The organism is Candidatus Tisiphia endosymbiont of Parasteatoda lunata (assembly GCF_964030955.1).
GTDB lineage: Bacteria > Pseudomonadota > Alphaproteobacteria > Rickettsiales > Rickettsiaceae > Tisiphia.
In genome coordinates this window covers 1,020,307-1,033,548 of record NZ_OZ035003.1, presented here as the reverse complement: position 1 = coordinate 1,033,548, position 13,242 = coordinate 1,020,307, and the positions used below count along the sequence as shown (strand labels likewise).

The 13,242-nt window shown below is 32.4% G+C and carries 18 protein-coding genes; 9 read left to right on the top strand and 9 right to left on the bottom strand.

Annotated features, from left to right (window positions below; all coding sequences use genetic code 11):
* Entirely contained in the window at positions 1 to 450 is a 450-nt protein-coding gene (locus AAHN00_RS06435; protein ID WP_342271056.1) for a helix-turn-helix domain-containing protein, read from the top strand.
* Positions 444 to 1,004, top strand: coding sequence for an IS630 family transposase (locus tag AAHN00_RS06430; RefSeq protein ID WP_342272456.1), 561 nt, complete (start codon positions 444 to 446; stop codon positions 1,002 to 1,004). Before AAHN00_RS06435 ends, AAHN00_RS06430 begins: the two co-directional genes overlap by 7 nt.
* On the opposite strand, the gene AAHN00_RS06425 is transcribed toward AAHN00_RS06430, so the two are convergent.
* Positions 1,001 to 1,699 (bottom strand): HD domain-containing protein, encoded by a 699-nt coding sequence (locus AAHN00_RS06425; protein WP_342272455.1) that lies wholly within the window; start codon positions 1,697 to 1,699, stop codon positions 1,001 to 1,003. The genes AAHN00_RS06430 and AAHN00_RS06425 overlap by 4 nt on opposite strands.
* Positions 1,700 to 1,871: 172 nt before the next feature.
* Between AAHN00_RS06425 and AAHN00_RS06420 the strand changes: the two genes are divergently transcribed.
* The gene (locus tag AAHN00_RS06420) at positions 1,872 to 3,824 is read left to right on the top strand and encodes a primosomal protein N' (RefSeq protein WP_342272454.1); all 1,953 of its coding nucleotides are present in this window, start codon (positions 1,872 to 1,874) and stop codon (positions 3,822 to 3,824) included.
* Positions 3,825 to 4,019: 195 nt separating this feature from the next.
* Here AAHN00_RS06420 and AAHN00_RS06415 read toward each other — a convergent pair whose 3' ends face one another.
* The gene (locus AAHN00_RS06415; protein ID WP_342272453.1) at positions 4,020 to 5,507 is read right to left on the bottom strand and encodes a carboxypeptidase M32; all 1,488 of its coding nucleotides are present in this window, start codon (positions 5,505 to 5,507) and stop codon (positions 4,020 to 4,022) included.
* A 295-nt stretch (positions 5,508 to 5,802) separates the two neighbouring features.
* Here AAHN00_RS06415 and AAHN00_RS06410 point away from each other — a divergent pair, with 295 nt between their 5' ends.
* A complete protein-coding gene (locus AAHN00_RS06410) occupies positions 5,803 to 5,970 on the top strand; it encodes a hypothetical protein (RefSeq protein ID WP_342272452.1) in 168 nt (55 codons plus the stop codon).
* A 418-nt stretch (positions 5,971 to 6,388) separates the two neighbouring features.
* Positions 6,389 to 6,721 carry a hypothetical protein gene (locus AAHN00_RS06405; RefSeq protein ID WP_342272451.1) on the top strand — a complete coding sequence of 111 codons (333 nt, stop codon included), beginning with the start codon at positions 6,389 to 6,391 and terminating at the stop codon, positions 6,719 to 6,721.
* Here the strand turns inward: AAHN00_RS06405 and AAHN00_RS06400 are convergent.
* The 3 genes from AAHN00_RS06400 to AAHN00_RS06390 all read right to left on the bottom strand — a co-directional run bounded on the left by AAHN00_RS06400 (position 6,718) and on the right by AAHN00_RS06390 (position 7,721).
* Positions 6,718 to 7,278, bottom strand: coding sequence for an IS630 family transposase (locus AAHN00_RS06400; protein WP_342270961.1), 561 nt, complete (start codon positions 7,276 to 7,278; stop codon positions 6,718 to 6,720). The two genes, AAHN00_RS06405 and AAHN00_RS06400, sit on opposite strands and share 4 nt — an antisense overlap.
* Positions 7,272 to 7,451 carry a winged helix-turn-helix domain-containing protein gene (locus AAHN00_RS06395; protein WP_342272597.1) on the bottom strand — a complete coding sequence of 60 codons (180 nt, stop codon included), beginning with the start codon at positions 7,449 to 7,451 and terminating at the stop codon, positions 7,272 to 7,274. The genes AAHN00_RS06400 and AAHN00_RS06395 overlap by 7 nt, the downstream gene beginning before the upstream one ends.
* Positions 7,452 to 7,592: 141 nt before the next feature.
* Positions 7,593 to 7,721, bottom strand: coding sequence for a hypothetical protein (locus AAHN00_RS06390; protein ID WP_342272450.1), 129 nt, complete (start codon positions 7,719 to 7,721; stop codon positions 7,593 to 7,595).
* Positions 7,722 to 7,861: 140 nt separating this feature from the next.
* Between AAHN00_RS06390 and AAHN00_RS06385 the strand changes: the two genes are divergently transcribed.
* The 4 genes from AAHN00_RS06385 to metG all read left to right on the top strand — a co-directional run bounded on the left by AAHN00_RS06385 (position 7,862) and on the right by metG (position 10,275).
* Positions 7,862 to 8,002, top strand: coding sequence for a hypothetical protein (locus tag AAHN00_RS06385; protein WP_342272449.1), 141 nt, complete (start codon positions 7,862 to 7,864; stop codon positions 8,000 to 8,002).
* A gap of 36 nt (positions 8,003 to 8,038) precedes the next feature.
* Entirely contained in the window at positions 8,039 to 8,278 is a 240-nt protein-coding gene (locus AAHN00_RS06380) for a hypothetical protein (protein WP_342272448.1), read from the top strand.
* A 63-nt stretch (positions 8,279 to 8,341) separates the two neighbouring features.
* A complete protein-coding gene (locus AAHN00_RS06375) occupies positions 8,342 to 8,566 on the top strand; it encodes a hypothetical protein (protein WP_342272447.1) in 225 nt (74 codons plus the stop codon).
* A gap of 170 nt (positions 8,567 to 8,736) precedes the next feature.
* A complete protein-coding gene (gene metG / locus AAHN00_RS06370) occupies positions 8,737 to 10,275 on the top strand; it encodes a methionine--tRNA ligase (protein ID WP_342272446.1) in 1,539 nt (512 codons plus the stop codon).
* A 15-nt stretch (positions 10,276 to 10,290) separates the two neighbouring features.
* Here metG and AAHN00_RS06365 read toward each other — a convergent pair whose 3' ends face one another.
* From AAHN00_RS06365 to AAHN00_RS06350, 4 genes are all read right to left on the bottom strand, one after another.
* A complete protein-coding gene (locus tag AAHN00_RS06365) occupies positions 10,291 to 10,611 on the bottom strand; it encodes a DUF721 domain-containing protein (RefSeq protein ID WP_341752329.1) in 321 nt (106 codons plus the stop codon).
* Positions 10,598 to 11,611 carry a UDP-phosphate alpha-N-acetylglucosaminyltransferase gene (locus AAHN00_RS06360; protein WP_342272445.1) on the bottom strand — a complete coding sequence of 338 codons (1,014 nt, stop codon included), beginning with the start codon at positions 11,609 to 11,611 and terminating at the stop codon, positions 10,598 to 10,600. Before AAHN00_RS06360 ends, AAHN00_RS06365 begins: the two co-directional genes overlap by 14 nt.
* Positions 11,608 to 11,790, bottom strand: a complete 183-nt coding sequence (locus AAHN00_RS06355) for a JAB domain-containing protein (protein WP_342272444.1) — start codon at positions 11,788 to 11,790, stop codon at positions 11,608 to 11,610. The genes AAHN00_RS06360 and AAHN00_RS06355 overlap by 4 nt, the downstream gene beginning before the upstream one ends.
* Positions 11,791 to 11,978: 188 nt before the next feature.
* Entirely contained in the window at positions 11,979 to 13,193 is a 1,215-nt protein-coding gene (locus AAHN00_RS06350) for an IS256 family transposase (protein ID WP_342272443.1), read from the bottom strand.
* Positions 13,194 to 13,242 lie beyond the last annotated feature (49 nt).

The following is a 13,242-nucleotide window of genomic DNA, read 5'->3' as shown; positions in this document are numbered from 1 at the left end:
ATGATGAAACATGAGCCGCATGGTCGAAATCGTATACGTTTATTGGCGATGTATCACCTTCAATTAGGCAAATCTTTTAAAGCCATATCTGAAATAGTGAAGTCACACTGGAAAACTGTGCAATCATGGCTCAGAAGATTTAGGAATCATGGTTTTGAAGGATTATTTGAATCACAAAGAAGCGGTGCCCCTAGGAAGATTAACACTATACAAGAGTCTGCTCTTTTTGATAAAATCAATACGCTCAGTGAAAGTAAAACTGGTGGGTATATAACTGGAAAGGAGTTACATATCATGTTACTTGAGGAATATGGTGCTAAATGTGCTTTAAAAACAGTCTACAATACTATGCACCGCCTTGGTTTTAGCTGGATTACTTCTCGTTCAATGCATCCAAAGTCAAATCAAGAGACTCAAAATACATATAAAAAAACTTTCCAGATATGTTAACAGAATTATTACCAAAAAATATCGATAGATGTAAAGTTGATATATGGTCTCAAGATGAAACTCGAGTTGGGCAACAAGGTAGTTTAACTCGTATATGGGCTAAGCGTGGCACTAGACCCCGTAAAGTTCGGCAACAGCAATTCATTTCAACATATATTTATGGAGCTGCTTGCCATGATACAGGAGAAGCTTTTGCATTAATTTTACCATATGCAAACACACAGGCAATGAATAAATTCTTAGAAGACCTTTCTCGCAGTATTCAAGGCAACCGACATATAGCTTTACTAACGGATAATGCAGGTTGGCACACAGCCAAAAAACTAACTGTGCCAAGCAATATCAGTTTGATACCGCTTCCGCCCTATGCACCGGAACTTAATGCAATGGAACAAGTTTGGGAATGGATCAAGAATCATTACTTGTCTAACCAATGTTATGGTGTATATGAAGATATCGTCACTATGGCTTGTTACGCTTGGAATCAACTTGCTCATAATGTAGATTTAGTAAAATCAATTATGTATAGAGACTGGATAAATACACCGTGTTAATTATTGCAATTGGTATTATGTAGACTCTGTAGCAAATATTGCTTAGATGATATAGTAGGTAAATATTGATAACATAGCTCTATTAGTTTTTTTTCTAAACCAATTGTTTCTAAGTATATAGCTAGACGTATAAATTCTTCTATAGTTTCCTCAATAATCTTCCTAGCTTTTTCAGGTGATTTAATTCCTATAGTTTGTAAGTTGTGAATTCGGTCGAAAATTTTAATAAATGCTACATCATATTTTTTTTGTTGATATAATAAATTTAAAATCTCTCTAGAGCTAATCTTGCCGTGAGGTTTAACCCTAGTTAAAGCTTCTACTTGACTAGCTATTACACTTCCAAAAATATATTCAATCATCTTTTCGGTCAGTTTTGTATCCTCGATAGTATCATGCAGTATACAGGTAACAATCATATCAGTTCTGAAATAGCTTGGAATTTCTGATGCTGCATATTCCGCTACCATATACGCTACTTCAATTGGATGCGAGTAATAGGGTTCGCCAGACTGTCTCATTTGACTGCCGTGATATTTTTTGGCGTAATAAATAGCTTTTTTAACTTCGTCAATATTTATTGGTCGGTTTACTTCCTCATTTATCTTACAGAGTTTGTTCAATAGCCTAGTAGCATACTGACAATATTCATACTTTGAGTTGTCCCAATAGTTAATATCTTCCATAAAAACCATAATATTTTAAATCGCTATACAAGTTAAACTAAAAATTAGAATATTACTAGGAATTTATTATATTTTTTTTTGAAAAAGATGAATATTTTTGCATTTTGTTATTGTTTATCTATTAGTGCTTCTGATAATTAGTATATAGTAGTATACTCAAATGACCTGAAAATGAATTTCAATGCAAGTTGCAAAAATATTATTGCCATTAGCTAAGCTTTTCCCGTTGGATTATTTAATTCCAAATGGATTAAAATTAGCTATAGGAGATTTAGTAGTTGTCCCATTTAGGAATAAAGAATTAACGGGTATAGTTTGGCAATTAGATACTGAAGTTTCAGAGGGAACTAGTAAAATCAAATCTATTAAACAAAAAGTGCCACTTGAATTTAGGTTTAATCAGGAAATATTAGATTTAATTAAATGGGCTGCTAATTATTATATGACTTCACTTGGTTCAGTTGCTAAGTTGACTTTGCCGATCGATATTGCCCAGCAACCTATAAAAATAAAGCATCAAGAATTAAACAAAGATTTTATTTTGCCAACTCTTTCAGTAGAGCAACAAGAAGCACTTTCTCTATTAAGTCAATCGGATAAACCATCAATTATTAAGGGAGTAACCGGATCAGGTAAAACAGAAATTTACTTTCATCTATTGGCTGATTATTTGAAGCAAGGTAACCAAATATTGATCATGTTACCAGAAATTGCTTTAAGTCAGCAAATTATAAATCGTTTTACAGTACGCTTTGGCTTTCAGCCAGTAATATGGAATTCTGCGATTACTAAAGCTCAGAAAAAGATGATTTTAAGAGGTTTGCTCAACAATGAAATTAAAGTTATAATTGGTGCTAGAAGTAGTCTATTTCTACCGTATAGTAATCTTGGATTAATTATTATTGATGAAGAGCATGATAGTTCTTATAAGCAAGATGATGGTATATTATATAATGCTCGCGATGTAGCGGTATTGCGGGGAAGCTTATCCAAAATAAAAGTAGTATTATGCTCGGCTACTCCGTCTATTGAAACAATTTATAACGTAAGTACCAATAAATATCAATTAATTGAATTGTCAAATCGTTACCAGGAGGCAACTTTGCCAGAAATTCAAATAATTGATATGAAAAAGGAGAAATTATCAAAAAATTCTTACTTATCTAAGGAATTAATAGCATTAATAGGTAAAAAGCTAGCAAGCAAAGAGCAGGTGTTATTATTTTTGAATCGTAGGGGTTATGCCCCTTTGATGTTATGTAAACTTTGCGGTTATCGTTTTACTTGTAATTCTTGCTCTGCTTGGTTAGTGGTACATAAATCTAGCAAAAAACTTGAATGTCACCATTGTGGTTATCAAAGTAGGATTCATATTTTTTGTCCTGATTGTCGGGAAGAAGACTCTTTAACTGTTTGTGGTCCTGGGATTGAAAGAATTGAAGAAGAAACTAGGCATCTTTTTCCCGATAGTAAAATTGCGGTAATTAGCAAAGATTATGCCCAAAAACCTGAAAAGATCCGCGAATTACTATATAAAATGGAGCATTCTGAGGTTGATATTCTAATTGGTACTCAGATGATTACTAAAGGTTATCACTTTCCTAACCTTACTTTAGTAGGTGTTGTTGATGCTGATCTTGGAGCTATTAGTAGTGGAGACTTGCGGTCAAGTGAACGCAATTATCAACTACTTCATCAAGTAGGAGGTAGGGCAGGAAGAGAAGATAAAAAAGGTCTAGTATTAATGCAAACTTATTATCCAGATAATGCTATATTTAGTTATATAAAAAATGGAGGAGATCAGTTTTTACAATATGAACTTAAAACAAGGCAAGCAGAGAATATGCCTCCTTTCACCAAAATGGCATCAATAATTTTGTCTGGAAAAAATGAGCATAAAGTGCTTGAAATATCCAAAACTCTAGTTGCAATTGCACCAAAAAGTTCAGCTAGAATACTCGGACCATCTAGTGCATTGATGTTTAAATTAGCAGGAAAGTTTCGTTACCGTATTCTAATCATAGTGGATAGGAAATTTAATTTACAAAAATTTTTACAAACATGGTTAAGTTTAATCAAAATCCCTGCTTTTTGTCATTTAAAAGTGGATATAGATCCTAAGAGTTTTTCTTGATATTACTCTCATGATTATTCAAGTAAAAGCTTTAGCTTAGTACTACATTGAGAGCCTTCGGTGCGAATGACGGATTCGGGGTCTAAAAATGTTGAATAGTCTTCTTGGCTATTTTTTTAGACCCCTGCTTTCGCAGGGGTGGCGATAATACTGAGCCTAATATTAACTTGTTACAGATACTTGAGGTTAAATAAGTTATAAATATTTTTGTTGGAGATATTTTAAAAATATTTCCGATTGAATGCGATCTTCACCCGTAGCGTCTTTAATTAATTCACTGGTATTTTTTAATGAGCCATAGCTTCTAATATTATTATCTAAGAATTGGTTTACACCATTGAATTTTCCTCTTGTTATTTCCTTTTTTATATTGTGATTAACTTCCTGTGCTTTTTTCATGACCATTGAAGCAATAATTGCTCCATTAGTATAGGATGGAAAATAACCAAAACTGCCCATTGGCCAATGTATATCTTGTAAGCATCCGTCTTTATCGTTCTGTGGAGTAATGCCTAAATATTCCTGCATCTTATTGTTCCAATAATGTGGTAGATCATTCAAAGATAGATCTCCGCTAATTAGCAATCTTTCTAGTTCAAACCTAACTATTACATGCATTGGATAAGTCACTTCATCTGCTTCTAGTCTAATAAAACCTAGTTTGACTCTTGTCATTAATTTGTAAAGATTTTCTGCAGAATATTCTAGTCCTTTGAATCCAAATTCATCCTTAAGTAGCTTTGATAGATATTGACAAAATTCTCCTGATCTACCTACTTGCATTTCCATAAATAAAGATTGACTTTCATGGACAGCCATACCTTTAGCCTTACCTACTGGTTGGTTTTTATATTTGCTGGGCAAGCCCTGTTTATATAAACCATGACCAGTTTCATGCATAATCCCCATAATCCCTGAAATAAAATTATGCTCATTATATCTATTAGTTAACCTAACATCATCAGGAGTACCCCTACAAAATGGATGGGTTGATTCATCTAACCTACCTTTAGTGAGGTTAAAACCCATTATTTCCATAAGCCTTTTAGCAATTAATTTTTGTTGAGCTTCACTAATACTATTAGTGATAGGTAGAACATTTTCTTTACTTTGTTTTTCTACTATTTGACTAATTAATTCTGGTATAGTTTTTTTTAGATTATTAAACACTACTTTAACTTCATCAAGTCTACGTTCAGGATCATATGTGTCAAGTAAAGCATCATATACAGAACAGTTTAGTGCATGGGCTTTAGATTTAGCCATTTTTTGTACGCAATCTAATACTGTTTGTAGGTAAGGTTTAAGTGATAGATAATCATTATTTTTTCTAGCATCTCGCCAAATTAACTCACATTTTGCACTAGCAGTAACATACATTTTCCATAAATCATCATCTATACATGTAGATTCTGTAATTCGTCTTTTTGTTTCTCTTAAATTAGCTAACTGCCAAACATCAAGAGTGTTCACGTTTTCAGAGACAGATTCTATTAGTTCAGCTAATTTTTTCGATTGTAACCTAGAGCGGGCTATGGAAGATAGTAGTGCTATTTCACTTGTTCTACTATCAATTGATCCATGCGGAATATTTACTGCGATATCCCAATAAAGTATGTTAATCACGTTATTAATTTGAAAAATTTGCTCTAACTCTTGCTCTAATAATGTATAATGTTTCATATAATTCCCCCTACTTTAAAAGTTGTTTTAATCCTAAACTGGCTAGAATATTCAGAAAAATGCATTCTTGAAGCGGCTGACACGAATGCATTTTAATCTATTATCGCTAATAATCTTATTTTTATTGATATAACAACAAGATTATTAGCAAATGAAATATTTAACAATATATTCCTGAACTTTTAAAAAAAATAGTACAATTAGTTAACCACTCTGCACTGCAAGTGCAGAGCTTAATATTACGGCATGAATGCCTCATGTATGTACTAACTTAAAAGTTAGAAACTATTTGTGTATGGCTCATTTAGAAAGTGTCACAACACAAAAAAATATATCTGTGAAGTGTAAGATTTTGTTAAAAAATATCCTATCTTTTCTTGATAAGATATTTAAAATTTATGTTGAAACGACGCACTGCAAGTGCGGGGTTTTTCTCCCAAAGTGGGACAATAAAAAATATTAGATGTGAATTTGCAAATTCATAGGTTTCTAGTTTATCTGCTGGGATTTATGTTTTGACCCCATTTTGACCTCTCTAAGGAGATAGAATATTTTGTAGCTAATAATCTGACAGATCAAGAGATTAGTCAATGGATAGAAATAATTTCTAGAGATGGTAATATAATTCACAATAACCCTAATTCTGAAGCAATTATAGGTAATTTTACTAATTGTTCACAAGAGATGAAGTTAGAGGGTGACAATAATTATTCACCAACCCAAGACACTATTGAAGCATGCTAGCAAATACACATTCATGGCTGTAGATATGTATTTTTTAATAAGAATAGTAAGATTCTTACTTGTAAGTTCTTTACTTATAACGTATACTAGACTTATAGGGTCTAAGCATAAATCCCCGTGGATAAACTGGATGTTTTTTGGGTTCTAGAGGGGAAGTGCTTTTTTTTGAAATAAGATGGAGCGTTTTGGATAACCTCAAAAAACAAAACTATTATAAGGGTAGTATTATGTATAAAAGTCTTCTTACTATAGCGTTAATATCATTTACTTTACCGGTAATTGCTATGCAGTCTAAAGATTTACCAACAAATCAGAATGGTTCGTATCTTAATATATCTGTTACTGAACAAATGGATGTAAAAGAAGATATACTTATATCTAGTATGCGAATAGAAAAAGAGGGAGTTGATCTAAAATATATACAGGATGAGATTAACCTAATGATGTCTAATACCAATTGCAATAATTAACACGGTGTATTTATCCAGTCTCTATACATAATTGATTTTACTAAATCTACATTATGAGCAAGTTGATTCCAAGCGTAACAAGCCATAGTGACGATATCTTCATATACACCATAACATTGGTTAGACAAGTAATGATTCTTGATCCATTCCCAAACTTGTTCCATTGCATTAAGTTCCGGTGCATAGGGCGGAAGCGGTATCAAAGTGATATTGCTTGGCACAGTTAGTTTTTTGGCTGTGTGCCAACCTGCATTATCCGTTAGTAAAGCTATATGTCGGTTGCCTTGAATACTGCGAGAAAGGTCTTCTAAGAATTTATTCATTGCCTGTGTGTTTGCATATGGTAAAATTAATGCAAAAGCTTCTCCTGTATCATGGCAAGCAGCTCCATAAATATATGTTGAAATGAATTGCTGTTGCCGAACTTTACGGGGTCTAGTGCCACGCTTAGCCCATATACGAGTTAAGCTACCTTGTTGCCCAACTCGAGTTTCATCCTGAGACCATATATCAACTTTACATCTATCGATATTTTTTGGTAATAATTCTGTTAACATATCTGGAAAGTTTTTTTATATGTATTTTGAGTCTCTTGATTTGACTTTGGATGCATTGAACGAGAAGTAATCCAGCTAAAACCAAGGCGGTGCATAGTATTGTAGACTGTTTTTAACGCACATTTAGCACCATATTCCTCAAGTAACATGATATATAGTTCCTTTCCAGTTATATACCCACCAGTTTTACTTTCACTGAGCGTATTGATTTTATCAAAAAGAGCAGACTCTTGTATAGTGTTAATCTTCCTAGGGGCACCGCTTCTTTGTGATTCAAATAATCCTTCAAAACCATGATTCCTAAATCTTCTGAGCTATGATTGCACAGTTTTCCAGTGTGACTTCACTATTGCAGATATGGCTTTAAAAGATTTGCCTAATTGAAGGTGATACATCGCCAATAAACGTATACGATTTCGACCATGCGGCTCATGTTTCATCATTTTTATAAAATCATGACCTTCAAAACCTTGCGGTAATATTAACCTAGCTATTTGATTACCTTTTATCAGTTAAAAACCCATTTTATAACACTGCGTTAATTATTGCAATTGGTATAAAGCAGTAAAAATGGCTAAAGAAGTTGAAGATATTACTGTATCAACAGAACAATATTATGTTTACCAATATAACCAAGACCAAAATATTGATAGTTAACCACTCTGCACTGCAAGTGCAGAGCTTAATATTACGGCATGAATGCCTCATGTATGTACTAACTTAAAAGTTAGAAACTATTTGTGTATGGCTCATTTAGAAAGTGTCACAACACAAAAAGAATATATCTGTGAAGTGTAAGATTTTGTTACAAAATATCTTATCTTATCTTATCTTATCTTATCTTATCTTATCTTATCTTTTCTTGATAAGATATTTAAAATTTATGTTGAAACGACGCACTGCAAGTGCGGGGTTTTTCTCCCAAAGTGGGACAATAAACGGGTTTTTCCAAATGATAATGCCGTTTTTAAGACCTTGTATTTGGCAATTGATTATATGACCAAGAAATGGGTTATGCCGATTCCAAACTGGAACGCAGCTATGGCTCACTTTTTGATAAAATTTGAAGGTAGAATTTAAGCCCTATGAAAAATTTACACACTTAATTAGAAAGGCTCCAGGAAAAGTTTTTATACAATATAAAAAAGCAAATAGTGGTAAGGAAAACTCCGTATTACTAGATTTCTTTATCGGAGCACATGCGTCTGTATTAAATATTCCTCTTCTTACAAGAGATGTGGCACGTTACAAAACATATTTTTCTAAACTCCATCTTATTCACCCTTAGGTCAAAAGATTTACATTCTTATTCTAATGTATACTTGTGACTGCTTGATTTCGAAATGACACTGGCTTGCTTTCATCGGCAACAAGCGGCTCAAATTAACTATTTTTATAGTATACATATTTAGCAAGAATAACTATAACAAATATAGGTTTATCCATTATAAATTCATTATGAAAAATACATATTATATTACCACCCCTATTTATTATGTTAATGATATACCTCACATAGGGCATGCTTATACAAGCGTTGTGTCTGACGTAATAGCAAGATTTATGCGTTTATCAGGTAAAGAGGTAATGTTTTTGACCGGTACTGATGAACATGGTCAAAAGGTAGAAAAATCTGCTATTGTCAAAAATGTTGAACCACAAATATTTACCGATACAGTATCTGAAACTTTTCGTACATTAATGCACTCAATGAACATTTCTAATGATGATTTTATTAGAACTACAGAAGCTAGGCATAAACAAGCAGTAAGTAGTCTATGGCAAAAATTGCTGGATAGTGGCAATATTTACCTTGATAGCTATAAAGGCTGGTACTCGACGCGTGATGAGGCTTTTTATGATGAATCAGAATTAACAGAAGATGGACTAGCTCCGACTAAAGCTCCTGTTGAATGGCTTGAAGAACCAAGTTACTTTTTTGCCCTATCAAAATGGCAAGATAAATTATTAGATTTTTACGATGCCAACCCTGATTTTATCAGACCAAGTACTAGACGTAATGAAGTTATTAGTTTTGTCAAATCCGGATTGCATGATTTATCCATATCACGTTCTAGTTTTAAGTGGGGAATTAAAGTACCAAATGATGAAAAGTACGTAATATATGTATGGCTTGATGCACTAACCAACTATATTTCGGCTTTAGGATATCCAAATGATACAAGCAAGTATAACAAATTTTGGCCGGCTGATGTTCATATAGTCGGTAAAGATATATTACGCTTTCATGCCGTATACTGGCCAGCATTTTTGATGGCAGCTGGCTTGCCGCTACCAAAATGTGTTATGGCACATGGGTGGTGGACTAATGAAGGACAAAAAATCTCTAAATCTATAGGGAATGTAATTGATCCATTGCAATTAATAAAAGAGTTTGGTTTAGATACAGTTAGGTATTATTTGATGAGAGAGGTAATATTTGGCTCAGATGGTAATTATTCTCGTAGTAGCTTAATCAATAGAGTGAATAGTGAGTTATCTAATAAAATTGGTAATTTATTGCAAAGAACTCTAGCCTTTGTTTATAATAACAATGAGGCAAAAATTCCGTCAATTGGCAAGGAATCTATCGATAGCATTTATGAGTCATTTTTGATGAAGCTATCTCACCAAATTATATCAGAAAATTCACTGTTCACTAAGACTTTTGCTATTAATTCTGTGTTAGAAAATATTATTACTTTAACTGAAGAAGCTAATATTTATATAGATCGAGAAGCCCCTTGGCAGTTAAAAAAAACTGATCCTATAAGGATGAATGAGGTGTTATATACGCTACTTGAGACACTAAGATATATTGCTGTAATGTTACAGCCATTTATTCCTGATTCGGCTAATAAAATGCTTGATCAGCTTGGTGTACCAAAAAGTCAGAGAATGTTTAAACATTTAACAAAGGAGTTTATTTTAATTCCAGGTAGTAACATTAGCCAGCCAAAAGCTATATTTCCAAGATTTCAGGATAATACTCGATGAGAATAGAAGTCTATTCTAGTTATTTCTTGTAGCATATATTGTAGTTCTTAAACTATGTATGGCCTTAAAACCTAGATAAACGGAAATACGCTCAATAATTATCTGTTGGTGAAATGATATTTCTAAGGCGATGCTCGAATTTTCCACTTGTACATGTAAAATATTTATTCTCTGTCCTTTCTCTTTAGGGCTAGATATTTTTAAGGGGCTAGTTTTGCTACTAAATTTTGGTCCAACAATCTTGCTCCAATTAATCATAATTTCTGCAAGCAATGGGTGCTGTTTACCAAAGATTCGTCTAATAATTATGTTGATGTCATGGCTAAGCGGTTTCATGGGCAAAATTAATTATTGTAACCATTACTACTAATATAGCAAAGCTAATTGATAATAAAGGAAAGTACAGAGAAATGATTGATAATACCATAAGTAATATATTGCATATTATAATTCTACTCACTACTTCCTTATGACTTTTACCATTTCTGACTGCTTTTTGAAAAAAATGCTTTAAGTGAGGTTGCCAAATTTTCTCCTTATTAACTAGTCTAATTAGTATGGTTAATCCTCCATCTGCTAGGTAATATAAGCTAGCAATAGATGAAGCAACAAACAAATGAACACTAGATGCTGAAATAAGTAGCAAACATAAACCTAATAAAAATCCTAAGCTTATACTACCTACGTCCCCTAGAAAGATTTTAGCAGGATGCCAGTTAAATATCAAAAAACCTATGGAACATGCTAATATAATGATGTTAAGCACAATTATAAAATTTATATTTATTATTATATCAGATTTTAGATAACAAAGTATCAATATAGTGATCGATAAATGAATAGATTCAGCACCACTAATACCATCTATTCCATCAAGAAAATTATAAATATTTAAAAAGACAATCAATCCTATTATAGATAGCATAAAATCAATATATAAAGGTAATTCGTGATGAAATAATACTACTGGAAATAAAAATAGGAAAATGGCTATTGTAGAACAAATTATGTGAAAAATTAGTCTTACAAATATCGGAATGGAAATAAGATCATCTAAAAATGAAATGCTGGAAATGATCAGCAGTAAAGGTACAATTTTAATTGAGTTTATCAGAGTTTTTGTTGAAAAATATTCATAGGCGATAAGAGCAATTATTACCACTATAACTATCGCAAGTCCACCTCCTCTTGGTGTGATTCTACTATGTACTCTACGTGGATCTGGTATATCCACCACTCCAAAAGATGGAAGACTAGAAATCAATAGCCAAGTAAGAAAGCTTGTTGCTATAAAAGATAATAAAAACAAAAAACTATAATTAATAAAGTTACTCATAACAGCATATTAGATTTAAAACTGAAATATTCATGGGCTGTAATAATTACGTGGTCATGAACCGATATGTTCATATTAGCACAAGTTTCTACTATTTTGTGTGTTAGTTCAATATCAGTATTTGAAGGCTTACTAACACCACTTGGATGATTATGGGTTTTGTCGCATCTATAAATCATACTACATCAAGATTGTTAAAACTAAGGTTTTGGACATTATGATGCCATTAACATAGCAAAATTCTCAAAAGTAGAAAGATTATCATTAGCTCCAATTATTTGTCTTTTTTGCATCATACGAATATTTTCTATACCGGTAATAGTCATTTCGAGTCTTTCTAATTAAGTGTGTAAATTTTTCATAGGGCTTAAATTCTACCTTCAAATTTTATCAAAAAGTGAGCCATAGCTGCGTTCCAGTTTGGAATCGGCATAACCCATTTCTTGGTCATATAATCAATTGCCAAATATAAGGTCTTAAAAACAGCATTATCATTTGGAAAAACCCGTTTATTCTTAGTAACCTTACGTAATTGGCTATTGACAGATTCTACACTATTAGTTGTGTATATTACTTTCCTTATCGCCTCAGGGTATCCTAGAAAAACCATTAAATTTTCCCAATGAACATACCAAGATTTAGCAATTTGTGGATACTGTTTACTCCATTTAGCTTCAAAAGATTCTAAAGCAAGATGTGCTTCTTCCTCCGTGCTAGCAGTATATATAGGCTTTAAATCAGACGCTAATTCTTTTCGGTCTTTATATGATACATATTTTAAACTATTTCTAATCTGATGTACAATACATAATTGATGTTCGGTTTTCGGAAAAACTGCTTCTATTGCCTCAGACATACCGGTTAAATTATCACTGCAAGCAATAAGCATGTCTTGCATACCTCTGTTCTTCATCTCAGTAAAATTACCAAGCCAAAATTTCGCTCCTTCATTTTCACTGATCCACAATCCTAAAATATCCTTCCTTCCAGATAAATCAATACCTAATGCTACATATACAGACTTATTGATAATTCGTTTATCTTGACGTACTTTTACTACTAAACAGTCAAAAAATACTATAGCATATACTCGATCCAATGGTCGGCTTTGCCATATCTTGACATCCTCAATTACATCATCAGTAATTTGACTTATCAAACTTTCGCTAACGTCAGCTCCATACAATTCTTGCATTTGAATCTTAATATCAGATAAGCTCATTCCTTTAGCGTATAATGATATTATTTTATCATCAAATCCTTCAATACGTCTTTGACGCTTCGGAATTAATGCAGGTTCAAATGTACTACTTCTATCCCTTGGAACCTCAATCTCTACAACTCCATTATTTGTTACTAGATTCTTTATATTCCTACCATTACGAACATTATCACTATCAGTATGACAATATTTATCATATCCTAAATGATTATTCATCTCTGACTGCAATGCCTTCTCTACAAGCCGTTTGGTTAATTGTTTTAATAAACCATCCTCTTTAAGTAATGTTGATATATCTGTATCATTATTTATTAATAAATCTATCGCTTGATTCATTGCTTCATTTTGTTTTTGGTGCATTATAATTTCTCCTTTTGTTATATTATATTTTTATATAACCTTTGAAAAA